26 protein-coding genes are annotated in these 26,631 nt (G+C 65.2%); 12 read left to right on the forward strand and 14 right to left on the reverse strand.

Annotated elements, in window-relative coordinates; translation table 11 throughout:
- Window positions 1-141 precede the first annotated feature (141 nt).
- From EB835_RS05850 to EB835_RS05885, 8 genes are all read left to right on the forward strand, one after another.
- Window positions 142-900 carry a response regulator transcription factor gene (locus tag EB835_RS05850; RefSeq protein ID WP_135808541.1) on the forward strand — a complete coding sequence of 253 codons (759 nt, stop codon included), beginning with the start codon at window positions 142-144 and terminating at the stop codon, window positions 898-900.
- 30 nt (window positions 901-930) lie between these two features.
- A complete protein-coding gene (locus tag EB835_RS05855) occupies window positions 931-2,985 on the forward strand; it encodes an ATP-binding protein (RefSeq protein WP_240688569.1) in 2,055 nt (684 codons plus the stop codon).
- On the forward strand, window positions 2,982-5,129 hold the full coding sequence (locus EB835_RS05860; RefSeq protein ID WP_135808542.1) for a trypsin-like peptidase domain-containing protein: 2,148 nt from the start codon (window positions 2,982-2,984) through the stop codon (window positions 5,127-5,129). Before EB835_RS05855 ends, EB835_RS05860 begins: the two co-directional genes overlap by 4 nt.
- Before the next feature lie 268 nt (window positions 5,130-5,397).
- Window positions 5,398-5,685 carry a WXG100 family type VII secretion target gene (locus EB835_RS05865; protein WP_135808543.1) on the forward strand — a complete coding sequence of 96 codons (288 nt, stop codon included), beginning with the start codon at window positions 5,398-5,400 and terminating at the stop codon, window positions 5,683-5,685.
- 306 nt (window positions 5,686-5,991) lie between these two features.
- Window positions 5,992-6,741 carry a PspA/IM30 family protein gene (locus tag EB835_RS05870; RefSeq protein ID WP_135808544.1) on the forward strand — a complete coding sequence of 250 codons (750 nt, stop codon included), beginning with the start codon at window positions 5,992-5,994 and terminating at the stop codon, window positions 6,739-6,741.
- A complete protein-coding gene (locus tag EB835_RS05875; protein WP_135808545.1) occupies window positions 6,738-7,022 on the forward strand; it encodes a PspA-associated protein PspAA in 285 nt (94 codons plus the stop codon). The genes EB835_RS05870 and EB835_RS05875 overlap by 4 nt, the downstream gene beginning before the upstream one ends.
- 79 nt (window positions 7,023-7,101) lie before the next feature.
- Window positions 7,102-8,013, forward strand: a complete 912-nt coding sequence (gene htpX / locus EB835_RS05880; protein WP_135808546.1) for a zinc metalloprotease HtpX — start codon at window positions 7,102-7,104, stop codon at window positions 8,011-8,013.
- A 48-nt stretch (window positions 8,014-8,061) separates the two neighbouring features.
- Entirely contained in the window at window positions 8,062-8,661 is a 600-nt protein-coding gene (locus tag EB835_RS05885; protein WP_135808547.1) for a PspA-associated protein PspAB, read from the forward strand.
- A 174-nt stretch (window positions 8,662-8,835) separates the two neighbouring features.
- Here EB835_RS05885 and EB835_RS05890 read toward each other — a convergent pair whose 3' ends face one another.
- The 3 genes from EB835_RS05890 to EB835_RS05900 form a co-directional block, all read right to left on the reverse strand.
- Window positions 8,836-9,054 carry an RNA-binding S4 domain-containing protein gene (locus EB835_RS05890; protein ID WP_135808548.1) on the reverse strand — a complete coding sequence of 73 codons (219 nt, stop codon included), beginning with the start codon at window positions 9,052-9,054 and terminating at the stop codon, window positions 8,836-8,838.
- Complete coding sequence (locus tag EB835_RS05895; RefSeq protein ID WP_135808549.1) at window positions 9,054-9,875, reverse strand: hypothetical protein; 822 nt, start codon at window positions 9,873-9,875, stop codon at window positions 9,054-9,056. The genes EB835_RS05890 and EB835_RS05895 overlap by 1 nt, the downstream gene beginning before the upstream one ends.
- Before the next feature lie 102 nt (window positions 9,876-9,977).
- On the reverse strand, window positions 9,978-10,727 hold the full coding sequence (locus EB835_RS05900; RefSeq protein ID WP_135808550.1) for a sulfite exporter TauE/SafE family protein: 750 nt from the start codon (window positions 10,725-10,727) through the stop codon (window positions 9,978-9,980).
- 76 nt (window positions 10,728-10,803) lie between these two features.
- On the opposite strand from EB835_RS05900, the gene EB835_RS05905 reads away from it, so the two are divergent.
- On the forward strand, window positions 10,804-11,571 hold the full coding sequence (locus EB835_RS05905; protein ID WP_135808551.1) for a DUF1707 SHOCT-like domain-containing protein: 768 nt from the start codon (window positions 10,804-10,806) through the stop codon (window positions 11,569-11,571).
- A gap of 9 nt (window positions 11,572-11,580) precedes the next feature.
- Here EB835_RS05905 and EB835_RS05910 read toward each other — a convergent pair whose 3' ends face one another.
- From EB835_RS05910 to EB835_RS05935, 6 genes are all read right to left on the reverse strand, one after another.
- Window positions 11,581-11,964 (reverse strand): hypothetical protein, encoded by a 384-nt coding sequence (locus EB835_RS05910; RefSeq protein ID WP_135808552.1) that lies wholly within the window; start codon window positions 11,962-11,964, stop codon window positions 11,581-11,583.
- A 292-nt stretch (window positions 11,965-12,256) separates the two neighbouring features.
- Window positions 12,257-13,900, reverse strand: coding sequence for a chaperonin GroEL (groL, locus tag EB835_RS05915; protein ID WP_135808553.1), 1,644 nt, complete (start codon window positions 13,898-13,900; stop codon window positions 12,257-12,259).
- 440 nt (window positions 13,901-14,340) lie between these two features.
- Complete coding sequence (locus tag EB835_RS05920) at window positions 14,341-14,544, reverse strand: cold-shock protein (RefSeq protein ID WP_025780447.1); 204 nt, start codon at window positions 14,542-14,544, stop codon at window positions 14,341-14,343.
- Window positions 14,545-14,960: 416 nt separating this feature from the next.
- Entirely contained in the window at window positions 14,961-15,524 is a 564-nt protein-coding gene (locus EB835_RS05925; protein WP_135808554.1) for a LytR C-terminal domain-containing protein, read from the reverse strand.
- Window positions 15,525-15,526: 2 nt separating this feature from the next.
- A complete protein-coding gene (locus EB835_RS05930) occupies window positions 15,527-15,793 on the reverse strand; it encodes a DUF3263 domain-containing protein (RefSeq protein ID WP_025780444.1) in 267 nt (88 codons plus the stop codon).
- A 278-nt stretch (window positions 15,794-16,071) separates the two neighbouring features.
- Window positions 16,072-17,538 (reverse strand): aldehyde dehydrogenase family protein, encoded by a 1,467-nt coding sequence (locus tag EB835_RS05935; RefSeq protein ID WP_135808555.1) that lies wholly within the window; start codon window positions 17,536-17,538, stop codon window positions 16,072-16,074.
- Between the two features lie 564 nt (window positions 17,539-18,102).
- Between EB835_RS05935 and EB835_RS05940 the strand changes: the two genes are divergently transcribed.
- Window positions 18,103-18,804: a uracil-DNA glycosylase gene (locus EB835_RS05940; protein ID WP_135808556.1), complete on the forward strand. Its 702-nt coding sequence runs from the start codon at window positions 18,103-18,105 to the stop codon at window positions 18,802-18,804.
- On the opposite strand, the gene EB835_RS05945 is transcribed toward EB835_RS05940, so the two are convergent.
- Both EB835_RS05945 and EB835_RS05950 read right to left on the reverse strand, forming a co-directional pair.
- Window positions 18,795-20,771, reverse strand: coding sequence for a threonine/serine exporter family protein (locus tag EB835_RS05945; protein ID WP_135808557.1), 1,977 nt, complete (start codon window positions 20,769-20,771; stop codon window positions 18,795-18,797). The two genes, EB835_RS05940 and EB835_RS05945, sit on opposite strands and share 10 nt — an antisense overlap.
- On the reverse strand, window positions 20,768-22,048 hold the full coding sequence (locus EB835_RS05950; RefSeq protein WP_135808558.1) for an amidohydrolase: 1,281 nt from the start codon (window positions 22,046-22,048) through the stop codon (window positions 20,768-20,770). The genes EB835_RS05945 and EB835_RS05950 overlap by 4 nt, the downstream gene beginning before the upstream one ends.
- 246 nt (window positions 22,049-22,294) lie before the next feature.
- Here EB835_RS05950 and EB835_RS05955 point away from each other — a divergent pair, with 246 nt between their 5' ends.
- Both EB835_RS05955 and EB835_RS05960 read left to right on the forward strand, forming a co-directional pair.
- Window positions 22,295-23,206, forward strand: coding sequence for an SGNH/GDSL hydrolase family protein (locus EB835_RS05955; protein WP_135808559.1), 912 nt, complete (start codon window positions 22,295-22,297; stop codon window positions 23,204-23,206).
- An 11-nt stretch (window positions 23,207-23,217) separates the two neighbouring features.
- Entirely contained in the window at window positions 23,218-23,967 is a 750-nt protein-coding gene (locus EB835_RS05960; RefSeq protein ID WP_240688570.1) for an alpha/beta hydrolase, read from the forward strand.
- A 130-nt stretch (window positions 23,968-24,097) separates the two neighbouring features.
- On the opposite strand, the gene EB835_RS05965 is transcribed toward EB835_RS05960, so the two are convergent.
- Genes EB835_RS05965 through EB835_RS05975 form a run of 3 tightly spaced genes read right to left on the reverse strand, consistent with a single transcriptional unit; the run spans window position 24,098 to window position 26,483 of the window.
- Entirely contained in the window at window positions 24,098-25,018 is a 921-nt protein-coding gene (locus EB835_RS05965) for a tryptophan 2,3-dioxygenase (RefSeq protein ID WP_135808561.1), read from the reverse strand.
- A 17-nt stretch (window positions 25,019-25,035) separates the two neighbouring features.
- Window positions 25,036-25,362, reverse strand: coding sequence for a protealysin inhibitor emfourin (locus tag EB835_RS05970; RefSeq protein ID WP_135808562.1), 327 nt, complete (start codon window positions 25,360-25,362; stop codon window positions 25,036-25,038).
- A complete protein-coding gene (locus EB835_RS05975; protein ID WP_135808563.1) occupies window positions 25,359-26,483 on the reverse strand; it encodes a M4 family metallopeptidase in 1,125 nt (374 codons plus the stop codon). The genes EB835_RS05970 and EB835_RS05975 overlap by 4 nt, the downstream gene beginning before the upstream one ends.
- Window positions 26,484-26,631: the final 148 nt, after the last annotated feature.

The following is a 26,631-nucleotide window of genomic DNA, read 5'->3' on the forward strand; positions in this document are numbered from 1 at the left end:
AAATCGGTACCTGGTTCCTGAGAACGAATAACCCAGGCGGCGTCCATATCGACTTTTCTGAGAGTTTTTCAGTGGCGTACATCACAATTGCATTCAGGTAACCTCCAGCGCACTCCCAGAAATGGCCCCCAGACTGGAGTCATGACTACAGCACAGAACGACACCGACATCGAAGCCACCCTGCTCGTTGTCGATGATGAGCCCAATATCCGCGAACTCCTGTCCACCAGTCTCCGTTTCGCCGGCTTCGATGTCGTCTCCGCCGCGAACGGCGCCGAGGCGCTGCGCCTGGCCGAGCAGACCGACATCGACCTCCTCGTCCTCGACGTCATGCTCCCGGACATGGACGGCTTCACCGTCACCCGCCGTCTGCGCCAGATCGGCATGAACGCACCCGTCGTGTTCCTCACCGCCCGTGATGACACCTCGGACAAGATCACCGGTCTGACCGTCGGCGGTGACGACTATGTGACGAAGCCGTTCAGCCTCGAGGAGGTCGTCGCCCGCATCCGTGCCGTCCTCCGCCGCACCCGCAATCTCGAAGATGAGGAGAACGCCGTCATCGTGGCGGGCGACCTCGAGCTCGATGACGACACCCACGAGGTCCGCCGCTCCGGCATCCTCATCGACCTCTCCCCCACCGAGTTCAAGCTGCTGCGCTACCTCATGCTGAATACGAACCGTGTGCTCTCGAAGTCGCAGATCCTCGACCATGTGTGGGAATACGACTTCGGCGGCGACACCGGGATCGTCGAATCCTACATCTCCTACCTCCGCCGCAAGATCGACGTCACCCCGGAGACGGACGCCGCCGGCCACCCCGTCGAGATGGAGTGGACCCCGATGATCCAGACCAAGCGCGGGGTCGGCTACATGCTGCGCACACCGGAATCCAAGTAGTCGTCCAAACAAGGACGATAGATTACCTACGTGGCAAAAGAATCCCGTCCCTCCCGTCCCGGCTTCTGGGAAGAATGGTCTCTGACCACCAAGCTGCTGGCCATCATGATGCTGCTCATGCTGCTCGTCCTCACGGGGACGAGCGCTTGGGTGTTGGAGAACCTGCGCGACAGCCTCGTCCAGCGCACCGATGAACGACTCATCAGCGCATCCGAGACCCTGGCGAAGCAGGCCTACCAAGATGTGTTCCAGAAGGCCGAACTCCAATCGGGGGAGGATGCCGATGGCGCCGAGGATGCGCCGTCGTCGACGACGATCGATTCGAATTCCTGGGATCAGCTCAAGAGCCTCCTGCCGGGAGGCTTCTACGTGCAGTTCTACAACACGAACGGAGATCCGATCCGTGATCCCGTCGCCCCGGAGCCGCAGAACCATCCGATCCTGCCGAAGGTCGATGAGAAGGAAGTCTATGCCCGCGGCGGTGAGCCCTTCACCGTCGCCGGGACGAGTTCGCAGTGGCGAGCCAGGGCGATGAAGGTGAAGAACACCGACGTTCTCGTGTCCATCGCGGTGCCCTTCGACCGCGAGGTCGACAACATCAACGAGCGCGCCCGGAACACGATGATCGGCATCGGCCTGCTGGCCCTGGCGATGGTCGCCGGAGTCGGCTATTGGGCGATCAACAACACGTTCCGACCACTGCGCGATATCGAGAAGACCGCCTCCCGCATCGCCGCCGGCGACCTGTCCCAACGTGTGCCGAGCTATCCGCGCAACACCGAACTCGGTCGTCTGTCGGCGGCGCTGAATGCGATGCTCGGACGCATCGAGGACTCCTTCGATGGGCAGACCCGCTCGGAGAAGCGCATCCGCCAGTTCGTCTCCGACGCCTCCCACGAGCTGCGCACCCCTCTGGTCACGATCCGCGGCTATGCGGAACTGTACCGACAGGGTGCGATCACGAAGTCCGAGGACATCGGGAATGCGATGGAGCGGATGGAGTCCGAGGCCAAACGCATGGGCGTCCTCGTCGACGACCTCGTCGTCCTCGCCCGCCTCGATGAGCAGCGTGCCGCCGAGATCGGTCCGATCGACCTGCACAAGGTCGTCCGTGATGCCGCCGCCGATGCCGCAGCGCAGGCCCCGGATCGCGATATCAGCTTCATCGGCCTCGACGGCGAGGATGCGCAGCCGGTGCCGATGATCCGCGGTTCCGAGTCGAAGATCCGACAGGTCATCGTCAACTTGGCCGGCAACGCCGTGCGGCACACGCCCGAGCACACGGCGATCGAATTCGCCGTCGGCGTCGTCGGACTGCCCGAGTCGGTCGACCCCGATTCTTACAGCACCGGCGAGATCCGTGAGGGCGGCGCCCGAGGTCAGAGCGGCCGCAACGGCGCGAAGAACGGAGCGAAGGACAAACCGCGTGAGCGCGGATTCGTCACCGGTGGGGTCCGCATCTTCCGCCGAGGCGACTCCGCCGGAAGCGACCAGGCCGACACTCAGCCGAACCCCCAGTCCGACGCTCAGGCTCCAACCCAGCCCAACCGGCAGGTCGGGTCTCAGGACACCACCCAGCCCAACGGGCAGCTCAACACACCGTCCCGAGCACAGACGGATTCGCCGACCGGACAGTCCGAGGAACCGGCAGACTCACACAGTGCTGCACCGACCGGACCGCAGACCGACCCACGACCCGACGTTCGGTCCACAGACCAGTCGCCAACCCCGGAGCCGGCGAACATCGTCCCCGATGTCACAGCGGCCGGATCGATCACGGTCGATGAGTCTCTGCGCGGATTCCCCAACGGTCGAGTCCGCTTCGAGGTCAGGGACCACGGCGACGGAATCGACCCCGAGGTGGTCCCGCGCATCTTCGAGCGCTTCTACCGTCTCGACGTGTCCCGGACCCGGGACACCGGCGGATCGGGGCTCGGGCTGTCGATCGTCAAGGCGATCGTGGAGAACCACCATGGTGCGATCTCCGTCCACGAAACTCCGGGCGGCGGTGCAACGTTCCGCATCGACCTGCCCATCTCCGAGAACGGCGAAACCACTGCGGACACACGAAAGGACGAGCGATGAACGAGAACAACGATCCTCAGACTCCGGGTGAGGTGTCCCGCAGCTCCGGACCGGACGATCAGGCTCCGCGCACGTCGGCGGATCAGGACAGCAGTTCCACCGCTGAGGGGCGTCGCAGCCCCTCTGCCGGAGGCTACCGCGGATCCGGTGCGGAGGTTCCGCGCACATTCCCGTCCCAATCCAACGGCCCGGCCCGGGTCAGTCCACCCGTGGCACCGCCCGAGAGACGCCCCGACTTTTCATCGACTCCACCGCAGAACCCTGTGGACGCCTCCCCTCACCGAGGCGGCTCCTCCTCCCAGCAGCCCGCCCCATCCCAGCCCGGCGGGCAGCAGGGTGGGCAGACCAGCGGACGGCCAGTCGGCCAGCAGAGCCAGTCGGGCGATCAGCACGGCCAGCCGGGCGGCCAGCAGGCTCGACCCCAGCAGACGTCGCCGTATCAGGCAGGTGGTCAGCCGCCCTCTCCGTATCAGCCGGGCAGTCAACAGGAGCCGGGCCGTCAGGGACACCAGAGCGTCCATGGCAGCTACGGCAACCAGTCGCAGCCTGGACAGCAGAGCGTCCAGCAGAGCCAGCCTGAGCACGCTTCCCCCTACGGTCAGTCCGGGTTGCAGTCGCATCCGGGGCAGAACAGCACTGGCCCTTCTGCCTCCGGAGTCGGAGCAGCTGCGGCGGGAGCCGGCGCTGCAGCAGCCGGCGGTGGTGCCTACCAGGCCGGTGTCAACTCCCAGCAGACAGGTTCTTCCGGCTATCCAGGCGCTCCCGGACACCCGAACAGCACCGGCCACCCGAATGGTCCCGGCTACCCGAGCGCACCGGACCAGCAGTATGGTCCAGGCCAGCCGGGGGGTCCAGACCAGCCGAATGGTCCTGGCCAACCGACCGGTTCCGGCTCCTATTCGGCAGCCGCCGGATCGGATCCCTATTCCTCGGGATTCTCGTCCGTCGGGTCCCAGCCCGGCCCCGGCGGACCTGGTGGTCCCGGCGGTCCTGTCGGGCCGGACGGGTTCGGCCCATACGGGCCTCAGCAGCCGCCTCGGCGAGAGAAGAAGGGGCCCGGTTGGGGTGCGACGGTCGCGATCGCGCTCGTGGCCGCCCTCCTCGGTGGGGCTCTGGCGTTCGGCGGGAACTATGCGCTCTCGGCACTGCAGAATGACGAACCGCGCAAGGTCGCCGAGGAGACGATCGAGACTCCGGACTGGACACAGGTCGCGGAGAAGACCTCGGACAGCGTGATGTCGATCCAGGTCGGAACGCGCGGTCAGGTGCAGGGTCTCGGCTCGGGTGCGCTGTACGACGAACAGGGCCACGTCATCACGAACAACCACGTCGTCGCACCTGCGGACACCCCCGACGGAGAGATCGCCGTGACGATGAAGAACGGTGAGACGACGGAGGCGAAGATCGTCGGGCGCGATCCCTCCACGGACATCGCCGTCATCAAACTCGAACAGGTTCCCGATGGTGTGAAACCGCTGGTCATCGGTGATTCGAAGAAACTGACCGTCGGCGATCCGGTGATGGCTCTGGGCAATCCGCTCGGTCTGGCCAACACCGTGACCACCGGTATCGTCTCCGCGCTCGACCGTCCGGTGTCGACGGAGAACATCGGTGAGGATGCCTCCTCGCAGGAGAAGGAGATGACGATCACGAACGCGATCCAGACGGATGCCGCGATCAACCCGGGCAACTCCGGCGGACCGCTGGTCAACGGTGATGGCCAGTTCATCGGTGTGAACTCGGCGGCGGCATCGCTGAGTCAGGGTGAGGGCGGACAGTCCGGATCGATCGGCATCGGATTCGCGATCCCCGCGAACCAGGCCGTGATGATCGCCGATCAGCTCATCTCCTCCGGCAAAGCCCAGCACCCGTTCCTCGGCATCACGCTCACCGACGGGCACATCAACAGCGGCGGAATCAGCCGGGGCACCGCCAAGGTGCAGTCTGTGGCAGGCGGATCCCCGGCGGCCAAGGCAGGCATCAAAGATGGCGACGACATCGTCGAGGTGGCCGGAACCAAGGTGAACAACGCCATCGCCCTGCGCGCCCTCGTCCGCGCCCAGCCGGTGAACACTCCGGTCGAGGTCACCGTGGTCCGCGGTGGAAAGGAGCAGAAGCTCGACGTCACGCTCGTGCTGCAGTAGGGCTGCCGCACGCGGCGGCAGCGCCGCAGACTCGACCGCAGCGCCGCAGACGCGGCAGTCCGAGGTCTTCGCACAGCGTCACTGAGGACTCCTCGACTCAAGCGTCCGGGCTTGGGGATGCTGCCGCGACTTGGCCACCTGGAGGGTGTGGACAGCCGAACGCTGTCCACACCCTCTCTGCGCGCCCTTCTCCTCCGCAGGCAGCACCGTCGACACTGATGGCATCTCGTCCGACCGCGACGAGTCGTCTCTGCCAAGAGGAGTGATCATGAGTTTCGAAGTCGACGCCGAACGCGTCCAATCCGCCGCCACAGCCGCCGCAAACACCTCCCGCAATCTCATCTCCGAGTCCGACACGATGATGCGCAATCTGCTTGCCCTCCAGGAATGCTGGCGCGGCAGCGCAGCACAGAACTTCCAGGCCGTGGTCAACCAATGGGAGCGTGCGCAGAAGCAGCTCATGGAATCGCTCAACTCCGTCCACGGTGCGCTCCACACTGCCGCCCGCCAGTACTCCGAGGTCGAGGCCGCGAACTCACGTCTCTTCGCCCCCTGAGCCCCACCGGATTCCACAGTCGCGAGCGAGGCCCCATCTTGTCGGAGCCAGGTCTTCCCACCCTGTCGAAGCCTGCTCCCAGAGCCTCGCAGTTTCCTGCCGCGGACCCCCGAGTTTCAGCGGCAGGGGTCTGTATGTTCGTGTAGTCGGCGTCTGGTCGTTCTTGTAGTCGGCGTCTGGCAAACTATCAGCCTTTCTCAGTAGACTTGAAAGCGATAGTTCGCGGCGGTGTTGGCCGAGAATCTCCGGAGCGGAGTGGATCGGGTCGGCAGCGTCGGGTCAAACCAATGCAGGAGTCGACTACGGATGAGTATCTTCCAACGGATCGCGACGATCTTCGGTGCCAAGGCCAACAAAGCTCTGGACAAAGCCGAGAACCCCAACGAAACCCTTGACTATTCGTACCAGAAGCAGCTGGAGCTGCTGCAGAAGGTCCGTCGCGGTGTTGCCGATGTCGCCACCAGCCGCAAGCGCCTCGAGCTGCAGATCAACCAGCTCGAACAGCAGCAGAACAAACTCTCCGGTCAGGCCGAGAAGGCTATGCAGATCGGCCGTGAGGACCTCGCCCGTGAGGCTCTGACCCGCAAGTCCGGGCTGACCCAGCAGATCACCGACCTGCAGAGCCAGCACGAAGGGCTGCAGGGCGAAGAGCAGAAGCTCACCCTTGCCTCGCAGCGCCTCCAGGCCAAAGTCGATGCTTTCCGCACGAAGAAGGAGACCCTCAAGGCCACCTACAACGCCGCCGACGCACAGACCAAGATCGGCGAGGCCTTCTCGGGCATCTCCGAAGAGCTCGGCGACGTCGGACTCGCCGTCCAGCGCGCCGAGGACAAGACCGCGTCACTGCAGGCACGTGCCGGTGCCGTCGACGAACTTCTCGCTTCCGGGGCCCTCGACGATGTCACGGGAACTCAGAAGGACGATATCACCGCCCAGCTCGACTCCCTCTCCAGCGACAATGACGTGGAGATGGAACTCCAGCGGATGCGCGAGTCCCTGCCTGCCGGGTCTGAGAAGCAGGAGCCGAAGTCGCTCGAAGGTGAGGATCAGCAATGATCATCCGCATCATGGGCGAAGGGCAGTTCGACGTCGCCCACGTCGACCAGGACCTGTTGCAGAAGTACGACAACCAGGTCGAGGACGCCGTCAACGCCGGAAACGAGGAGGCCGTTCGCACCGCGCTGAACTCCCTGCACGACTACGTCACGGCCAACGGACAACCGGTCGCCGATGATTACCTCGGCTCCTCTGATGTCGTCATCCCATTCGTCGACGCAACCCTGGCCGAGATCGCCGAGCTGCTCACCGGCGAGGGCTTCATCCCGGACCCGGCCTGAAACCCCTGAGCACCGATATGCACCCGGCCCATTGTCTGCGACAGTGGGCCGGTTCTGCCACACCCAGAGAGGAACGACGATGAAGAACCGCTTCGTCAAAGACAACGGACTGACCATGCGGATGGGATGGACGATCTTCCTCAACGGGCTCATCTACGTCATCCTCATCCTCGCGATCTGGTGGATGTTCGGTCAGAGCATCCCCGGCGTGATCTTCGCTGTCGTCGTCAGCGCCGGTGCGTTCTTCTTCCAGTGGTACTTCTCCGACAAGATCGCCATGCGAGCCATGGGCGGCCGGGAGGTCTCCCCCGAGGAGGCTCCGGAGCTGCACACGATCATCGACCGACTCTGCCAGCTGTCGGATTCGACCAAGCCGCGGGTGGCTGTGTCGAACTCGTCGATCCCCAACGCCTTCGCCACCGGCCGCTCCCCCGAGCGCTCGGTGGTGTGCGTGACCCGCGGTCTGCTCGAGAAGCTCGACCGTGATGAGGTCGAGGTCGTCCTCGCACACGAGCTCTCCCACGTCGCTCACCGCGACGTGACCGTGATGACCGTCGCCGGCGTCACCGGGGTCGTCGCAGCGCTCATGATGCGCGCCGGGTACTACATGAGCTTCGGACGGTCGAACAACAATAACAACGGCATCCCGATCCAGCTGCTCTTCATCCTCGTCGGAGCCGTCGTCTACGGCCTCTCGTTCGTCCTCATCCGAGCGCTGTCCCGGTATCGCGAGCTTGCGGCCGACCGTGCCGCAGCCATCCTCACGGGTGCTCCGTCGACCCTGGCGTCGGCACTGACGAAGTTGAGCGGGGACATGGCCAAGATCCCGGAGAAGGACCTGCGGTCGTCTGCCTCGGCGAACCACCTGGCGCTCATCCCCGCCATCAGCGGGAAGGCCGCTTTCGGCCAGCTCTTCTCCACCCATCCCTCGCTCGAAAAGCGCCTGGATCAGCTGGCGAAGATCTCCGCTCAGCTCTCGCGCCCCGAGTGACCTTTCACGCCACCCTGAGTGACGACACCACCCACAATTAGGAGCTCCATGGGATTCTTCGACGCACTGCTCGGTCGGTCCAAACCGAAACGGGCCAACCTCGACGACCTCTTCGCCTTGCCTCCTGCCGCGCTGACTCTGCAGGCTGCGACCGGATTCACCCCCACAGGCGTCGGAGCGGTCGCCTTCCGGCAGGTCGAAGGGGCCGCGTTCCAGTCGGCCGAGTCCGAAAGCGTCGCCCTCATCAGCTCCGACCCGTCCGCCTCGGTGCGGCAGGAGAACGACGGCTATGGCTTCACCTGGCAGGTCGTGGCAGATGAGAACGCCGAGGTGGTCAACCTCGTCACGAACATCCACGCCGTGAACTCGGCGCTGGTCAGCCAGGGCTTCGACACGATGCTGCTGTGCACGACCGTGTATTTCGTCCATCCCGATGGGCGCCGGATGGCACTGGTCTACCAGTACAAGCGTGGAACCTTCTACCCGTTTGTGCAGTCAGGTCCGAAGCAGCGGGACAACCCGCTCGAGATCCAAGTCAAGGGCGTCCTCTCCGGAGAGCTGCCGTTCGAAGAGGACACATCGAACTGGTCGGCACTGTGGGACGCCCCGGGCATGAACGACACCCCTGGTGCCCCCGAGCTGCAGTAGGCGATCCTGCTGCGCGGAGGCAACCGGCACCGGGGCAGCGGGCCGACCCCGGCGGCGAGCTGATCACATCAGACAAGCACGCATCAGACAAGCACGCATCGGACAAGCAGAGCGCGTCCCCGCGGGGACGCCCTGCTTTGTGTTCGCAATGTCTGCGTGTGCGAACGGTGCTTCTCAGCCCTGTTCGACGGCCACCTCGATGGTCTCACCGAGCGCTTCGATGCGGTCGCCGGGACGGATCGTCGCACCGCGGCGGGTCTCGACCTCACCGTTGACGCTGACCTCGCCGTCGGCGATCATGTCTTTGGCCATAGCACCGTGTTCGGCGATTCCGTGGAGTTTGAGCAGCTGACCGAGTCTGATCGACTCGCCGCGGATCTCGATCGTCTCCATCAGAACAGGTCACCGAATCCGTCGAACAGGCCTCCGCCGTCACCGCCGTCGCCTCCGAAGAAGCCACCGCCGTCACCGCCGCCCATGTCTCCGCCCATGTCTCCTCCGGCGTCGCCCATGTCTCCTCCGTAGGCGCCGTCCCAGCCGCCGCCCATTCCGCCGAAGAGCATGGCTCCCATGAGGACGCCGGGCAGCAGACCGGAGCCTGCATAGGAGTTGAAGTAGCCGCGGTTGTATTCGGCGTAAGCCGGTCCGGCCTCCCAATAGGCGCGACGAGTGTGTCCGTCACCGGTGACGACCTTGCGCACCAGCGGATCGGCGCCGACAGCAACACGCTCGGCATCGGCGGCGCAGACCGGCACCGGACGCAGCTGACCGCCGGCCGGAGCCCAGTCGATGTCTTCGACGGAGGGGCCGTGCTGAGGATTGAAGAAGCAGGGCGGGCGACGCACGGGCAGGGGTTTGCCTTCGACGCGGGCGCGCACACATTTGGCGGCGTAGCGGCCGTCTTCGAGAGCCTCGGTCACGTGGCGGATGTCAGTGGGTTCGGAGACCTTCTCGAGGGTCTCCTTGGCGACGTCGTACGAGTCGAGTGCCTGCTTGTAGTCCTGCGCTCCGCCCGTGTCGAGGTCGACGCCGGTGGTGATGATGTCGAGTTCGGCGACTTCCTCACCGAATGAGGTGACATCCTCTTCAGCGGTCTTCTTCACCTGCTGAAGCTCGGCGGCGTGCAATTCCCGCTGCCGCTGCTTCTCCTTGCGGTGACCGACGAAGAAGACGGCCCCGAGAACAACGAGCAGCAACAGAAATACTTCAGTCACGATCCATGCCTCCCAGGCTAGCTTTGTCCTCGAACAGTATGCCCGATGAAACTGACAGGCGTCTGAGCCTGTGCCCCACATCTGCTCAGTCCCTCGGCCCGATCAGACCAACCCCACGGCACCTTTGACCAAGGCCGCGACTCCGCCGCCGAACGCGAGGATGAGCATCCCGATCCGGGCCAGCGCCACATCGATATGCCGCGAGAGCCAGTCACCGCCGACGAGGCCCGCCACGAGGACGACGCCGAGCCCGATCCAGACCCCGGCCTCCAGATGCGGCCAGGTCCCTCCGTTGATGATCACCTTCATCACCACCGCCGAGGCGGTCCCGACGACGAGGAACGGCTGCAGGGTGGCCGCGAACGACCGCTGCTCCCAGTTCGTCAGCACAGCGTAGGCGCTGACTGCCGGTCCACCGGCTCCTGCCGCCGCCGACATCGCCCCGGAGAAGAGTCCGGCCGTCAGCCGGGTCCCGACGTTCGCTGGTATCGCCCGACCCAGCTTCCCCAAGGTCAGCGAGCTGATGAGGGAGACGATGATGAGCGCGCCGATGAGGATCTGCAGCGGTGGGGTGGGCATCGATGACGAGAGGATCGCGCCGGGTATCGTGCCGATCACCGCGCCCAGGGCGAGGTGTCGGAACGGCGGCCATTCCACCTCGGCGAAGGTGCGGACGAAGACTGAGAATGAGGCCACGATTCCGCAGATGTTGACGAGGATGACTCCGCTGAACGGATCGAGGAGGAGGACGAGGAATGGGCCGCTGACCAGGCCGAATCCCATTCCGGTGACGCGCTGGGACAATGCGCCGAGGAACACGGCGAAGAGGATGAGCACGACGACGGGTTCCACCTGGTCGAGTGTAGTCCAGCCCGATTCCCGGCTGACGCTCAGTCTCATCGCTGACGGCGGGGTTAGAGTATTCATCATGAACGCCAGTCCCCTCTGGTCGCGATTCAGCGCAGATCCGCGATCGCATGGGCAGGTCCGAGCCTCTGATGCCGATCGCGCGGTCGTCAGTGATGTCCTCTCGGAGGGCTACGCCCTCGGTCAGCTCGATGTTGAGGAGTTCGATGAACGCACCGAGGCGGCCGCGAAGATCAAAACGCTCGGTGAAGTCCCGGTCCTGATCGAGGATCTCGTCCTCGCCGATCCTGCCGAAGTCGAACCGGACAAACTCGATGATGCGGGGCGCGCGCAGGCTCTGGCTCGCCTCGAGGCCGATCGGGTGCCGATCACGCCCGAGCAGATCGATGCTGCGGCACAGAAGTACTATCGGGATCGGGTACGTCAGGCCCTGATCGGCATAGTGGCCGGACCGGCCGGTTTCATGCTCCTGATCTGGGCTTTCACGTCAATTGCGCGTGGAGAGTTCATCTTCTTCTGGCCGATGTTCATCATCGTGCCGATGCTCTTCGGAGGGTTGGGCCGAATTGCGAACAAGGACGAGATCATCCGCAAGCGGAAGAAGGAGCTCACTCGGCGAGCCCGAGCCCAGCTCGGCGATGATGAGGCCAAACGGCAGCTCGAGCAGAACGAGCCGAAAGAACGCGATTTCGAATCCGACTTCGGTACGGGGCTGCAGCCGCCGCATCCGTCCCATCCGCCCTACTCCCCCGGGCAGATCTCACGCCGGGATGATCGGCACCGACGCAGGCGCGGTCGCCGCCATCACCGCGACAACCCCTGGGACTGAGGCTTCGGCTCAGGCCTGGAAGATTCGGATCTGCCCGAAGTCCTGTGCTTTGTGCGTGGTGAACCACATGGTGTGCGAGAAGTGCCACAGGTCGTCGCCGTCTGCTTCGGCCTGCCAGTAACCCCACGCGGCCGCGGCCTTGCCGTGAGTGATCGCCGCTTCGAGGTGTCCGACTTCGGGCGAATGCCCCGACAGCTTCAGCAGGGCTTCGACGGCGGCTTCCCTGCCGGTGTGGGTCTCGACGTCGGCGGGATTGACGATCTGGAGGATGCAGTCGTCGGCGACCGCCTCCGCGAGGGCGTCTCTGTCCCGGTTGAAGAGATTCTCTTCGAATGTGGCGACGAAGACGTTCTTCGGGCTGTTTCCGCAGGCATCGGTGCCGGTGAAGGTCATGTCCCCAGCCTATGCGGGGCGAGGCGACGGAGCAACGGTTCGGTGGGCCGCCTCGGCGAGGGGAATCGGCTGCGCCGGGCACCCTGCCCGAGAATCCGGAACGCTCAGCGCGGGAAGGCGGGGCACTCTACCCCGGCAGGCGGAACGCTCTGCTCCGGCAGGCAGAGCACTCTAATCCGGCAGGCGGAACGCTCTGCCCAGCGGCCGCGGGCACGAAAAAGCCGTGCCGGCACCCTTTCGAGCACCGGCACGGCCGATCGAACAGCGGGGCTGCTCTGACGGTGACGTCAGATCAGAAGCCCATGCCGCCCATTCCACCCATGCCGTCCATGCCGGCAGCTGCGTCTGCACCTGCTGCGGCCTTTTCGGGCTTGTCGGCGACGACCGACTCGGTGGTGAGGAACAGACCGGCGATCGAGGCGGCGTTCTGCAGAGCAGAGCGGGTCACCTTGACCGGGTCGTTGATGCCGGCGGCCAGCAGGTCCTCGTATCCACCGGTTGCGGCGTTGAGACCGTATCCGGCTTCGAGGTTGGCGACCTTGTCGGCAACCACACCGGCTTCGAGGCCGGCGTTCGTGGCGATCTGCTTCAGCGGGGCTTCGATGGCAACCTTGACGATGTTGGCACCGGTGGCCTCGTCTCCCTCGAGTGCGAGGTCGGCGAATGCGGCCTTGCCCGCCTGGATGAGCGAGACGCCGCCACCGGCGACGATTCCCTCTTCCACAGCAGCCTTGGCGTTGCGCACGGCATCTTCGATGCGGTGCTTGGTCTCCTTGAGCTCAACCTCGGTGGCGGCTCCGGCCTTGATGACTGCAACACCGCCGGCCAGCTTGGCCAGACGTTCCTGCAGCTTCTCACGGTCGTAGTCGGAGTCCGAGTTCTCGATCTCGGCGCGGATCTGAGCGACCCGTCCGGCGATCTCCTCGGCGTCTCCTGCGCCCTCGACGATGGTGGTCTCGTCCTTGGTGATGACGACCTTGCGGGCGGTGCCCAGCAGATCGGTCGTCACGCTGTCGAGCTTGAGCCCGACTTCCTCGGACACGACCTGGCCACCGGTGAGGATGGCGATGTCGGCGAGCTGAGCCTTGCGGCGGTCGCCGAAGCCCGGAGCCTTGACGGCCACGGACTTGAAGGTGCCCTTGAGCTTGTTCAGCACCAGGACGGCCAGGGCTTCGCCCTCGACGTCTTCGGCGATGATGAACAGCGGCTTGTTGGACTGCTGAACCTTCTCGAGGACGGGCAGCAGATCTTTCACGTTCGAGATCTTGGAGTTGACGATGAGGATGTAGGGATCCTCAAGGACAGCTTCCTGGCGATCGGTGTCGGTGACGAAGTAACCGGAGATGTAGCCCTTGTCGAAGCGCATACCCTCGGTCAGTTCGAGCTCGAGTCCGAAGGTGTTGGACTCCTCGACGGTGACGACGCCTTCCTTGCCAACCTTGTCGATGGCCTCAGCGATCAGTTCACCGATGGCGGGATCTCCAGCGGAGATGCCTGCGGTAGCGGCGATCTGTTCCTTGGTCTCGATGTCGATGGCGTTGTTCAGCAGGACCTGCGTCACAGCCTCGACGGCCTTCTCGATACCGCGCTTGAGGCTGAGCGGATCAGCACCGGCTGCCACGTTGCGCAGGCCCTCGCGGACGAGAGCCTGAGCGAGCACGGTAGCGGTGGTGGTTCCGTCGCCTGCGACGTCGTCAGTCTTCTTGGCGACTTCCTTGACGAGCTCGGCGCCGATCTTCTCGTAGGGGTCCTCGAGTTCGATCTCCTTGGCAATGGAGACGCCATCGTTGGTGATGGTCGGTGCGCCCCACTGCTTTTCGAGCACGACGTTGCGACCGCGGGGTCCAAGGGTCACCTTGACCGCGTCCGCAAGCTGGTTGAGGCCAGCTTCGAGTCCTCGACGAGCTTCTTCGTCGAATGCAATCATCTTTGCCATAGCGGCTTAGATCCTCCCTGATGGAGTGGAGTGGGAATCCAGAGCAGTCATCAACGCCCGCGACGGCAGAGAGTGTGTCCGCATGTTCCATTCCACATATGGACCACGCTCTCGAGACGACTGGTGGGAACCCATCGGTTTTCACCACTACTAGATTTAGCACTCTCCCCATGCGAGTGCAAATATTCGCCGCCTGCCGGGACGCGTGGGGACGGCTGCGATCCGCGAGTTCCCGGTGCGGCCGTGTCGCGAGAGCCAGTTCGGCTCAGCGCGAAACGACTGGCGCCGCCCACGCACCCGCCCGCCGCCTGCGGGCACTGAAAAGCGCCGAGCAGTTGCCTGCTCGGCGCTTTCCCCGTGCGGCCGATGCCGGTCGGCCCGAAGACCTTTCCGACGCTCCACCGCAGCGGATCAGAAAACTGTGCTGACAGCAGCCAGTCTCAGAGGAGGGTGACGGACTCCGCCTGAGGACCCTTTTGTCCTTCTCCGACTTCGAACTGAACCTGCTGGCCCTCTTCGAGAGAGCGGTAGCCGTCCATCTGGATTGCGCTCCAGTGAACGAACACGTCCTGGTTGTCGCCTTCGAGGGTGATGAATCCATAGCCCTTTTCAGCGTTGAACCACTTGACGGTACCTTGTGCCATTACTTCTCCATACAGTGCAGTGCCATTGAAATCCCGCATCACAGCCGTGATCAGATGACCCCGCCTGAAATACGGAAGCTAGTAAAACTCAACTGACCCCGCGACTTCTCTCATTGACCTCTAGAGAATAATCTCGGTGAAGCACGAATAGAACACAAGGTGCTGTGCTTGCCTAGCTGTTGCAACTCTACCGCAGGCAGGCATCCCGCCTAGAGCGGTTCGACACTGTTATAGATTCGTTATCTAAGGGTTTCTTCCCTGTTCACAGCGGAGATTGCCGAGAACGAAATCAGACCGTTCGGTCAGAAATTCGCCGAGGCGGCCCGCAGACGCATGCCCCATCCGCAACCGCGGCGACCGGGACCGAACCGATCCCGCCGAGCCGGTCGCACCGCCGCAGAACCGAATCGGCCCGATTACTCCGAGTCCCCGCCCTCGCTGGGTTCGGGCCCGCGATCGGCGATGTCCGAGCAGATGACGACGGTGACGTCGGCGTCGAAGTCGGTGGAGGCCTCTGTGGCCGAGATGCCCAGCGACTCGGCGACGAGCTTCGCCTGCGAAGCGTTCTCTTCGCCGCTGTAGTACACGGTCGAATCTGTGAGGTTCGTCGAGTAGTTGCCGACCTGGCCGAGCTCCCAGCCCTTCTCCTCGACCGCCTCGGAGAACTTCTTCGCAGCGCCGGAGACTCCGGAGCCGTTGAGGACGTCCACGGTGATCGAGTCGTCGGCGACGCTGACTTCGCTCTCACTCGGCGACGGCTCCGCAGACGCCGACTCGGAAGCCGGCGGATCGGCGATCTTCGATTCGGGGTTGCCCATCGAGGAGAAGATGATGTTGATGGCGGCCACGACGAGCAGAACTGCGACCAGCGCGAGCACGATGACCAGCGAGATGGCACCGATGTTCGACGACGCCGCAGATTCCTGTCGATGGGCACCGCTGCGCCGGCCGGGCTCGATCTCGTCGAATTCGTCGGTCATGTCTACCTCGAGACGCGGGCTTGGGCGCGTTCACTCTGCCGCGTGCTGCGGATCCGGCGAAGGCGCTTGACCAGCATGGGATCGCTGGCCAGAGCTGCAGGGTTGTCGAGAAGCGAGTTCAGAATCTGGAAGTAGCTGGTGGCCGACATGTCGAAACGCTCACGGATCGCGTGGTCCTTGGCGCCTCCGTATTTCCACCACCGCCGCTCGAACTCCAAAACGGCCACCTCAAGCTCGCTCAGTTCCGAGGTGTCGTCATTCGGCGGCATAGAGGTTGTGCTCCTTCGAGAGGTGTCTGTGCATCTATATTATCGCCCGATCGGCGGGACCGAAATTTCCGGCGCGCCGCTGCGGCTGTGAGGTCGGTCCCGCCAACCACTTCACCCCGCCGCGCGGCACCGAATCGGTGACCGTGACGACGGGGTGACGTGAACGACCTTCGCCGAGGCGGTCCTGCCGCGAACGAACCGAGCGGACCCGATCTCGGGGTCGGACCGACCCTGCATTCGATCGCGAGCTCAGGGCTGCCTCGGCGAGGGGATCCGGATCAGCGGATGCGGATGTTGACCTGCTTGATCTGGGTGAAGCCTTCGAGCATGCCTTCCAGGGATGCCTCGCGACCGAAGCCGGAGGTCTTCATGCCGCCGTAGGACTGGCCGGCCAGCTGGCCGCCGCCCTGGTTGACCTGGACCCAACCGGATTCGATGCGGTTGGCCATGGTCAGGGCCGCGTCGACGTCCTTGGTGAAGACGAAGGCCGCGAGACCGAAGTCGGAATCGTTGGCCATGTCGACGACCTCGTCGATGTCCTTCCACGGGATGACCGAGAGGACGGGGCCGAAGATCTCTTCGCGGCTGGTCTGCCAGTCGTTCTTCGCCTTCGAGAAGATCACGGGGGCGTGGTAGAAGCCGGGTTCGCCGACGGTCAGGGAATCGGAGCCGTCGTAGGCGATCTCGACGCCGTCCATCGACTTGCCCATCTCGATGTAGTTCGCGACCTGGTCGTACTGCTTCTGGTTGATGATGCAGCCGATGTCGGTTGACTCATCGCGCGGGTCGCCGACCTTCATCTGCGACACGGCATCGACGAGCTTGGCGAGGAAGTCGTCGTAGATGTCTTCGTGGAGGAACAGTCGCGAGCCCATGGTGCACGACTGGCCCTGGCGGGCGAAACGAGTCGACAGCAGCACCTGCTGGAGGGTGTCGTCGTCGTTCGAGTCCGGGAAGATGATGTTCGGGGACTTTCCGCCGAGCTCCATCGACGAATGCGCGAGACGACCACCGGCCACCTCGGCGACGTGACGGCCGACGCCCGTCGAACCGGTGAACGAGACCTTGTCGACGTCCGAGTGGACGTTGAGGGCCTCACCGATGACCGAGCCCTTGCCGGTGACGACGTTGAGGACGCCGGCGGGGAGGATGTCGGCGATGATCTCGGCCATCTTGAGGATGGTCAGCGGAGCATCCTCGGCGCATTTGAGGACGATCGTGTTGCCGGCGACGATCGCGGCGGGGGTCTTGAAGGCCGCGATCATCAACGGGGAGTTCCAGGGCAGGATTCCGGCGACGACGCCGAGCGGCACGCGCTTGGTGTACTGGAGCTGCTTGTCTCCGGCGGGCAGGGTGTTGCCCTTGACCTCACCGGCGACCCCGCCCATGTAGCGGAACAGGTCGGCCAATGTGATGGTCTCCGGGCGGGCCTGCGTGCGGATCGCGTTGCCTGTGTCGAGCGCAGTCAGCTGGGCGAGCTCCTCCGACGCCGCTTCGAGCGCATCGGCGCAGGCCAGAAGCTTCTTCTGGCGTTCCTTGAACGGCAGGGCCGCCCACTCGGGGAAGGCCTTCCGAGCGGCCTTGACAGCGCGATCGGCGTCGGCCTCCTTGCCGTTGGGCACCTTGGCGATGACGACGTTGCGGTCGATCGGGGTGATGACATCGGTGGTGTCGCCGTCAGCGGCATCGACCCACTGACCGCCGATGAGCATCTTCCAGTTCTTGGCCTCGGGGAATTCCGACATTTCGGTCCTTTCGTTCAACGATGAACTCCTTTAGGCCGAGCTTATCGCCTCGCCCCGTCCGGAATGAACGGTGGGCCGATGGGCGATGCTGCACATCGGGTCTGCGATCCGTGCACATCGGTGCCCGTTGCCGCGGCGCGCTGAGAGCTGCGGGCGACCGAGGCCGGTCACGCTCGGTCGGCCCCGAAGACGATGCACACGGGCGAGTTGACCTCAGCGACGTGGACGAGATCGACCGTCGCCTCAGCGAGAAGGACGGGATCGACCGTCGCCTCGCCGAGGTGGGGCTGACGGTCTCGTGTCCACCTTCGCCGTTCCTCGCGCCGAGGTGGTGCTGACGGCCGCCCTTTCGGCTCGGTCGAGCCGAGGCCTTGGCAGCCTCTCCGGGAGCGCCCCGCCGAACGGCACAGTCCAGGCCCTGACGTACGTGATTGTCTGGTCGTTCCACCGCGTTCTGGGTAAGGAAATCACCGCGGATCGACCAGACAATCCCTCCCCACCGACAGAATCCCGTTCCCTGCACCGAGGCGACCGCGGCGGCAGGGCATCGCTACACTCGTGCCCATGACGTCGACGCCTCCGCTGACCGAGATCATGTCCCCCGATTGGGCGAACGCCCTGGCCGGAGTGGAGGAGCGCATCCACTCGATGGGCGACTTCCTCCGCGCCGAGATCGCTGCCGACCGCGCATACCTGCCTGCCGGGGATTTCGTCTTCCGCGCCTTCGCCGAACCGCTCGAACAGGTGAAGGTCCTCATCGTCGGCCAGGACCCCTACCCGACACCCGGCCACGCCATCGGCCTGTCGTTCGCCGTCGACCCCGATGTCCGACCCCTGCCGAGGTCGCTTGGCAACATCTATAAGGAACTCGAATCCGACCTCGGCATCCCGCCTGCCCAGCACGGGGACCTGCGCGCCTGGTCACGCCAGGGAGTCATGCTGCTCAACCGCGCCCTCACCGTCGCCCCCGGTGAGCCCGCGTCCCACCGCGGCAAGGGCTGGGAGGAGATCACCGAGCGGGCGATCACCGCGCTGACCGAACGCGATCAGCCGCTCGTCGCCATCCTCTGGGGTCGTGATGCCCGCAATCTCGCTCCCCTGCTGACGTCGGGAACCGCCGAGGTGGCCATCATCGAATCCGCGCACCCGTCGCCGTTGTCGGCCCGGCGGGGCTTCTTCGGCTCCCGCCCGTTCTCACGCACGAATGAACTGCTCGCCCAGAAGGGCATCGCACCGATCGACTGGGCCCTGCCCGATCAGGACTGAATCGGCCCGGAATCGGTCGAGGGCTTCCCCGTCCCCGATACGTCCGATGACCCCCACGAGCTCGATGCGCCGGACGCCCCCGTTGCGCCGGACGAATCCGACGAGCCCGATGCGCCGGACAAGGCTGAGACTCCCGAGGCACCGGTCGCGTTCGAGGCTCCCGACCCTCCGGGCCCACTCGACTGGGTCTTCGCGCCTCCGGGCTGCACCGAATCGATGACGGCGGTCGATGTCTCGCCGCTGCGCACCGACTCGACCTTCTCCTCGGCCGAGCTCTGGCTCTTGAGGTTCTTCAGCGGCAGCGCCAGATAGCTGCCGAGCACAGCGCCGACGGCCAGCGCCGCGTTCGCCAGGATCGCAGTGAAGAGTGAGGACAGGCCGACTGCGAATGAGACGTTCTCCGATTCCGAAGCGATCTGATAGACGGCGGTGAAGATCGACAGCCCCTGCAGCAGGGTGTAGATGCCGGGAATCATGAGCACGATCGCCGGTGCACCCAGCCGCAGTGCCAGGGGTCGTGACAGGAAACCGGTGACGGTGGCCGCCAACAGACTGGCCAGCACATTGTCGATGTGCAGCAGCGTCAGCGACATCATCGTGATGTGCGAAGCGAGACCGACCAGCGCCGCCGGCAGGATGAACCGACGCCTGGCCGACATCGCCACAGCACCGGACATCGACACCACTGCCGCCGCGACCATCGACAGGATCGCCGTGACCACATGCGGGCTCGACTTCGGCACGAGCACTTCGATATGGCTGAGCCCGATGGCCTGACCGCACACGATGCCCAAGGCGATGCCGGAGACGATGCCGGCCAGTGTCATGAACACTCCGACCACCCGTCCGGCCGCGGTCAGCGGGAAGTTCGTCAGCGCGTCCTGAACCGCCGAATACAGCGATTGCGTGGGCAGGAGCAGCACGATTCCGGCAGCCACGAGGTACTGCGGGGAGTTGATGATGCCGATATCGCCTGCGATGGTGGCGATGAGCGTCGCCGAGGCGGCCTGCAGAGAGGTGATGAAGAACGACGGCAGGTGCGTCCGCCCGAGCAGCTTGCCGAACTGGAAGACGACGATCGCCATCGCGATACCCAAGGGCACCGCGATCGGGCCTCCCCCGAGCAGCAGGACGAGAGCACCGACCATGACCCCCCACGCCCCGGTGGTGAACCACTGCGGGAACGGTCGGCGCTGCGAGCGGATGGCGTCGAGACGGCTGCGTGCCTCGTGGAATTCGAGGTGACCGTCGACGAGGTCGGTCACCAGCTTGTGCACCGAGGCGAGCTTCGCGAAATGCGTGGACTCACCGCGGTTGACCCGCATCACCGTCAGCAGACGACCGTCCGAGGTCGAATAGTGCACGACGAGGGTGTTCGAGGTCAGATCGACTTCCACGGTGGCCAGACCGCACGCGGTGCAGGCGGCGATGACGGAGACCTCGACGTCGCTGGTGCCGGCACCGGCGCGCATCATCATCGCCGCGATATCGGCGGCGAGGTCGAGGATCATCCGAGCTTCGTCTTCGCTCGGCTCCGTCGCCTGCACCGGCGCCTGATACGGGGTGCCCTTGAGCGCGGTGACGATCGGCACCGGCTGTGTGTTCACCGTCGTGCCCGAGACGAGTTTGCCGACGGTGCGCCGGGCGACTCTCTGGGCGATGCGCTGAGACGCACCGAGGTGGTCGGTCCGGGGCTTCGACCGTCCGCCGCCGCGTTCGGGCTTCGCCGCCTTCGCGGCAGCGGCCTTCGCGACGTCCTCCGGCTGGGGTTCCGGTGAGGATTCCCGCAGCTCGGCCAATCGCTGCAGGCGAGTGCGCTCGAGCAGTTCCCGCAGGGCCTGGGATCCGGCTTCCGGATTGCCGCCTTCGACCGGGGCCGGGGACGAACCGCGCACGGGACCCGACTCGCTCGGATCCTCGACCCGAACCTCGGCGGTGGTGGCGTCTTCGAGTTCTCTGTCGCTCACGGCTCGCTGATGAGTGTCGGGCCGAGTGGTTCGGCGACGTGCGCGGTTCCTGAGGCGGCGTCGAAGTCGAAGACGCGGCGGCCGGAGACGAAGACGGTCTCGGCGCGGGAGTCCAGCTCGAGCGGATCGTCCGACCAGATGACGATATCGGCGTCACGACCCACGGCCAGGGACCCGAGGCGGTCATCGAGTCCGAAGATCGCCGCCGGGTTGATCGTCAGCGCTTCGATCGCAACGACCGGGTCGAGCCCTTCCTTCACTGCCAGGGAGGCTTCGTGGATGAGGAAGTTGATCGGGATGACCGGATGATCGGTGGTCAGCGCGATGCGCACCCCCGCCTCGGCGAGGGAGGCCGCGGTGGCCAGGGTGCGGTCGCGCAGTTCGACCTTCGATCGGGAGGTCATCAGGGGCCCGAGGATGACGTCGATGCCCTTGTCAGCGATGAAGTCGGCGATCTTGTGGCCCTCGGTGCCGTGGTTGATGACGAGTCGGTACCCGAATTCCTCGGACAGGCGGATGGCGGTGGCGATATCGTCGGCGCGGTGGCAGTGCTGGTCCCATGCGAGCTTGCCGTCGAGGACGTCGGCCAGGGTCTCCTTGACCAGATCCCGATCGAACGGGGTGCCCTCGGCTTCCGCCTGGGCGCGTCTGGCCTGGTAGTTCTGCGCCTCGACGAAGGCGTCACGGATGATCTTGACGGTGCCCATCCTCGTCGACGGGGTGACTTTCTTCTCCCCGTACACGCGTTTCGGGTTCTCGCCGAGCGCGGATTTCACGGACAGATGCTGCGTCACGAGCATCTCGTCGACGATCCGACCCCAGGTCTTGAGGAAGGCGGTGCGGCCGCCGATGGGATTGCCGGATCCGGGTTTGATGAGCGCCGAGGTGACGCCCCCACGCAGCGCATCCTTGAATCCCAGGTCGGTGGGGTCGATCGCGTCGATCGCACGCAGGCCCGCCCCATTGGGATCGGTCATTTCGTTCGTATCGTCACCGGACCAGCCTTCGCCGTCCTCATGCACGCCGAGGTGGCCGTGGGCTTCGATGAAGCCGGGCAGGACCCAGCGTCCGCCGGCATCGATGACCTCGGTGTCCGCCGGAAGGGCGGAGGTGTCGACGGTGCCGGGGGCAACCTCGGCGATGCGTCCGTCCCTGACCGTCAGTGTGCCCGATTCGATCGCCTCGGCACGGTTGCCGGATTCGTCGGCCACGGGCACGATCCGCGCATTCGTGATGACGAAGTCTGTGGCTGCGGGAACCGGGACTGACCGATACATTCTGCTCCTTGCGAGGGGGTCGGCGACGACGTCTGTGCGGTGTCGAGTCTACGCCACTCCATGTTTCCGCTGGGCGACCTCGAGGCTGTTCGCCGCGTTGGCATACGGACGCAGGCAAGGATGGTTCTCGACTGTGTCCGAGCGCGAGTGCAGGCAATTCATCGAGCACGAAGACTACCGCCGGGTAGGCCGTGTCAGGCCCGGCGTATAGTCTGGAGGCATCGCCCGAAGAGAGAAGGATCCCTGATGCTTGAGCCGATCACCTCATACGTCGCAATCGGAGACTCATTCAGTGAGGGCCTGATGGATCCCGACCCCCGCGTCGAGGACCGATACCGCGGCTGGACCGACCGGCTCGCACTCATGCTCACAGAATCGTCTGTGGGCAGCCCGGACCTGTCCTATGCCAATCTGGCCATCCGTGGCCGGCTGCTCGACCGCATCGTCGATGACCAGGTGCCGCAGGTGCTCGAGATGAAGCCGGACCTGGTGAGCCTGTGCGCCGGCGGCAATGACTGCCTGCGCCCGAAGGCCGATATCGATGCCCTGGCCGCGAAGTTCGAACGAGCCGTGGTCGCGATGCGTGAGGCCGGCATCGAGGTGCTCATGTGCAATGGCTTCGACACCGAGTTCAGCACCCCGCTCATCCGTGCGGTGCGTCCTCGAGTGGGGATCTACAACGCCCACCTGTGGTCGATTGCGCAGCGGCACGGCTGCCATATGGTCGATCTCTGGGGGCTGCGTTCGCTCTATGCAGCGGAGATGTGGGCCGCGGACCGCATCCACCTGTCGACGAAGGGCCATCACCTCGTCGCCGAGCAGGCTCTGGCCACTCTGGAAAGCGGTCGCTCCCTGCCGGTCAAGGGCTTCGGTGTTCCGGCACGTCCGACGCGGGCGATCCGTGAGGTGATGAGCGAGGAGTCGCGGTGGGCGCGTGAGTACCTGGCCCCGTGGGTCGGTCGCCGACTGCGCGGACAGTCCTCCGGTGACACCCTCGACCCGAAGCTGCCGGAACTCACCCGCGTCCGCGACCTCGTCGCACGCTCTCGCCAGGTCGACCGTGCGCGGGAAGCCGGCACGACAGATGTCGGTGGGGCCAGTGCTGCCGATGAGGCAGTCGCCGGCGAGGTGACCGACCCGGGCGGTTCTGAGGAATGAGCGTCGGGTCCGTGCGCATTGCCGAGCTCGCTGCCGCCGGGGCTGACGTGTCTCCGTCGTTCCGGCACGTCTACGGGGACTCTCCCGAGCAGTTCGTCGAGGTCTGGGGTGACCCGGCGGCCGCCTCGGCGACGGTGATCTTCGTCCACGGAGGCTACTTCCGGCCGCGCACCGACCTGTCGCATGCCCGACCGCTGGCCAGGGCCTTGGCCGAATCGGGAGTGCTCGTCGCCTCCGTCGAGTATCGGAGGCTCGGTGGGCAGCCGCTCCTGCTCAACGATGTCGCTGCGGCCATCGAGTCGGTGTGCGCCGAACTGCCGCGCTGGGGTGTGAGCGAGCGGGCACGGGAGAATCTGGTCGTGTCGGGCCATTCGGCCGGCGGCTGCCTCGTCCTCGCCTGGGCTTCGCACCTGCCCGCGGAGGGGCCGCGGATCCGTCTGCGTCCTCTGGCACCGGTGACCGATCTGCTGCGGGAAGTCGAGGGCGAGCTCGGCGATGGAGCGGTCCTCGACTATATGGGGGTGCGTCCCGAGGACGATCTGGAGGCGTACCTGCGCCACGACCCGCGGTCGCGGGCAGCCCTCATTCCAGCACGCGTCGACGTGCATTCGATCCATGGGGATGCCGATGCCACCGTCGACGTCGAATTCTCCCGTGTCTTCCCCGCCGCCCTGACCGAGTTGGCCGGGGCGAACCATGCCGATGTCATCGACCCCGACTCCCCGTTCTTCCCGCAGATGAGGGACCTGCTGCTCGGCTGAAGGACCTGCTGCTCAGCCGAAGAGCCTGCCGCTCGGCCGAGGGCCGGCTCCGCAGCAGACGAGCAGCACCGGTGAAGCCCTCGTCGGCTCCACCTGTCCCACCGGCTCCACCTGCCCTCGAACGGGCGTCTCAGATCCCTTCTGGGCTGATGCCGGGGCCGTTCTCGATGCCGGTGCGGATATCGAAGAGTTCGGGGAAGAACGTCAGATCGAGCGCCTTCTGCAGGAAGCCGACTCCGCTCGAACCGCCCGTTCCGCGTTTCATGCCGATGATCCGCAGCACCGTGCGCATATGCCGGTAGCGCCAGAATTGGAAGTTCTCCTCGAGGTCGACGAGTTCTTCGCAGCTCTCGTATTCCTGCCAGTACTTCTGCGGGTTCTCGTAGATGATGCGGAAGACATCACACAGTTCCTCATCGAAGGTGTGGGCGACCGATTTGTCCCTGTCGAGCAGACGCTGCGGCACCGGCAGCCCGCGACGAGCCAGGCAGGCGAGGAACTCATCGTAGATGCTCGGCTCCTCCAAGTACTGTTCCAGGGCCGCACGTGCCTCGGGTTCGCCGTCGAAGACCGGCAGCATGGCCCGATTCTTGTTGCCGAGCAGGAACTCCACCGCCCGGTACTGCCAGGACTGGAAACCGGAGGCGCGGCCGAGCTGGTCGCGGAAACCGACGTATTCGCTCGGCGTCAGCGTTGCGAGCACGGACCACTGCTCGGTCAGAGTCTTCTGAATGTGTTTGACGCGCGCGATGCGTTTGAGTGCGGTCTGCAGCTCGTCGTCAGCGATGAGTCGACGGGCATCGAGGAGTTCGTGGATGACGAGCCGGAACCACAGCTCCGTGGTCTGGTGCTGGATGATGAAGAGCAGCTCGTCGTGATGCTCGGGACTGCTGACGGGATGCTGGGCGCCGAGGAGGCGGTCGAGGTCGAGATACGACCCGTACGTCATCGACTCCTTGAGATCGGTGTGGACCCCGGCTTCGAGGTCACGTTCATTCTTCTCGGCCGTCGTCCGGGCGTCGCTGCCCGGGTCATGATTGGTGTCGGTCATGACCTCCAGCATAGGGGTCAGCCGGGTTGCCGCCTCTGCGGTTCGACGACTTCCCGCACATCGTCGACCAGCTGCTTCCACTCCGACGGCATCTGACTCTCGCCGAAGCGCACTCGCCCGAACCGGCTCTCGATGAGGTAGGCGAACCGGTCGGCACCCGTCGTCTGCGGTCCGTCATCGCTCTGTCTGCTGTCGGACCAGGGAAGTTCGGCGATGCGCGGACCGAGATCATCACGCCGGGTGCTTGCGTCGATATCGACTTCCCAGACGAGCAGCATCCCGCCGATCCCGCCCGAGCGTTCGACGAGCAGGCGTCCGAACCCTTCGGCGGGCCTCTCGGTCACCAGCTGCTCCCCTGGTTTCCGCGCGCCGAACCTGCGTGGGAGATGCCCACGGCTTCCCACCCGGACACGATCGCATCGTGAACGTCGGATCCGGCGCCGAACTGGTCGGCTGCCTCGGCGATGGTGAGCTCTGCGAACTCCGCGAAGTCGGTGCGCTTCGTGATCTCGGACCCCGTGAGAACGGAGTACCAGACCTGTCCGACGCTCTCCCAGGCCGGACCGCCGACGCTGGTCGCGGCGAGCGCGAAGGCCCGATTCGGGATCCCGGAGTTGAGGTGGACCCCGCCGTTGTCGGAGTCGGTGGTGATGAAATCGTCCATATGCGCCGGCTGCGGATCCTTGCCGAGGACATCGTCGTCATAGGCCGTGCCGGGTTCGATCATCGACCGCAGGGCACGGCCGGTCACCTCGGGGGTGAAGATTCCGGAGCCGATGAGCCAGTCGGCGTCTTCGGCGTCCTGGCCGGCGTCGTGCTGTTGGGTCAGGGTGCCGAAGACATCGGCGCAGTGCTCGTTGAGCGCTCCCGGCTGGCCGAAGTATTCGAGGTCGGCGGTGTGGCTGATGACGCCGTGGGAGAGTTCGTGGCCGATGATCGACAGCGAGCCGGTGAACCCGGTGAACACTTCGTCGTCGCCGTCGCCGAAGACCATCAGCCGACCGTCGAAGAAAGCGTTGTCGTAGTCCCTGCCGTAGTGGACACTGGCCATGAGCGGCATCCCTTGGCCGTCGAGCGAATCGCGTCCGAACACCTCGGAGAACAGCGCATATGCGGCACCGAGCCCGTCATAGGCTTCATTGACCGGCTCGTCGGCGACTTCGGCATCTCCCTCGGAGCGGACGAGTTCACCGGGCAGCACCTCGGTGTTCTGTGCATCGTGGATGAGGCGCTGTAGGCCCGCAGGACCGGGGGCGGCGAGCGCGGACTCGTCCGTGCCGAGATCGGCGGGCGGAGTATAGCGCAGACCAGCCAGGCGCAGGTTTCGGCAGCTCTCATCAGACATCCGGCAGCTGGCCGCGGCGGCCGCGGCCCTCGGGAACCGCTCGCTGCCGCGCTCGGCGATCGCATCGAGCAGATAGGGCGGGACGACACTGTGAAATGGGACGACGCTCTGAGTGACCATGACTCCAGCGTGCCACTTTCGGCCTCGATCCGATAGGGAAGCCAGCGCAGTCGAAGCAGGCTCCGTCGTTCAGCCCGATCGACCTGGCCGCATCGAGGCTTCAGCCGATGGCTTGAACACAATCCAAAGAAAGTATTGCAAAGCATTC

The sequence above is a fragment of the Brevibacterium sp. S22 genome (assembly GCF_004745485.1).
Taxonomy (GTDB): Bacteria; Actinomycetota; Actinomycetes; order Actinomycetales; family Brevibacteriaceae; genus Brevibacterium.

Excerpts from the sequence above, each read along its gene's own strand:
- EB835_RS05850 (WP_135808541.1), top strand. The coding sequence starts at position 142 with ATGACTACAGCACAGAACGACACCGACATCGAAGCCACCCTGCTCGTT.
- EB835_RS05860 (WP_135808542.1), top strand. The coding sequence starts at position 2,982 with ATGAACGAGAACAACGATCCTCAGACTCCGGGTGAGGTGTCCCGCAGC.
- EB835_RS05865 (WP_135808543.1), top strand. The coding sequence starts at position 5,398 with ATGAGTTTCGAAGTCGACGCCGAACGCGTCCAATCCGCCGCCACAGCC.
- EB835_RS05870 (WP_135808544.1), top strand. The coding sequence starts at position 5,992 with ATGAGTATCTTCCAACGGATCGCGACGATCTTCGGTGCCAAGGCCAAC.
- EB835_RS05875 (WP_135808545.1), top strand. The coding sequence starts at position 6,738 with ATGATCATCCGCATCATGGGCGAAGGGCAGTTCGACGTCGCCCACGTC.
- htpX (WP_135808546.1), top strand. The coding sequence starts at position 7,102 with ATGAAGAACCGCTTCGTCAAAGACAACGGACTGACCATGCGGATGGGA.
- EB835_RS05885 (WP_135808547.1), top strand. The coding sequence starts at position 8,062 with ATGGGATTCTTCGACGCACTGCTCGGTCGGTCCAAACCGAAACGGGCC.
- EB835_RS05890 (WP_135808548.1), bottom strand. The coding sequence starts at position 9,054 with ATGGAGACGATCGAGATCCGCGGCGAGTCGATCAGACTCGGTCAGCTG.
- EB835_RS05905 (WP_135808551.1), top strand. The coding sequence starts at position 10,804 with ATGAACGCCAGTCCCCTCTGGTCGCGATTCAGCGCAGATCCGCGATCG.
- EB835_RS05910 (WP_135808552.1), bottom strand. The coding sequence starts at position 11,964 with ATGACCTTCACCGGCACCGATGCCTGCGGAAACAGCCCGAAGAACGTC.
- groL (WP_135808553.1), bottom strand. The coding sequence starts at position 13,900 with ATGGCAAAGATGATTGCATTCGACGAAGAAGCTCGTCGAGGACTCGAA.
- EB835_RS05920 (WP_025780447.1), bottom strand. The coding sequence starts at position 14,544 with ATGGCACAAGGTACCGTCAAGTGGTTCAACGCTGAAAAGGGCTATGGA.
- EB835_RS05925 (WP_135808554.1), bottom strand. The coding sequence starts at position 15,524 with ATGACCGACGAATTCGACGAGATCGAGCCCGGCCGGCGCAGCGGTGCC.
- EB835_RS05930 (WP_025780444.1), bottom strand. The coding sequence starts at position 15,793 with ATGCCGCCGAATGACGACACCTCGGAACTGAGCGAGCTTGAGGTGGCC.
- EB835_RS05935 (WP_135808555.1), bottom strand. The coding sequence starts at position 17,538 with ATGTCGGAATTCCCCGAGGCCAAGAACTGGAAGATGCTCATCGGCGGT.
- EB835_RS05940 (WP_135808556.1), top strand. The coding sequence starts at position 18,103 with ATGACGTCGACGCCTCCGCTGACCGAGATCATGTCCCCCGATTGGGCG.
- EB835_RS05950 (WP_135808558.1), bottom strand. The coding sequence starts at position 22,048 with ATGTATCGGTCAGTCCCGGTTCCCGCAGCCACAGACTTCGTCATCACG.
- EB835_RS05955 (WP_135808559.1), top strand. The coding sequence starts at position 22,295 with ATGCTTGAGCCGATCACCTCATACGTCGCAATCGGAGACTCATTCAGT.
- EB835_RS05965 (WP_135808561.1), bottom strand. The coding sequence starts at position 25,018 with ATGACCGACACCAATCATGACCCGGGCAGCGACGCCCGGACGACGGCC.
- EB835_RS05975 (WP_135808563.1), bottom strand. The coding sequence starts at position 26,483 with ATGGTCACTCAGAGCGTCGTCCCATTTCACAGTGTCGTCCCGCCCTAT.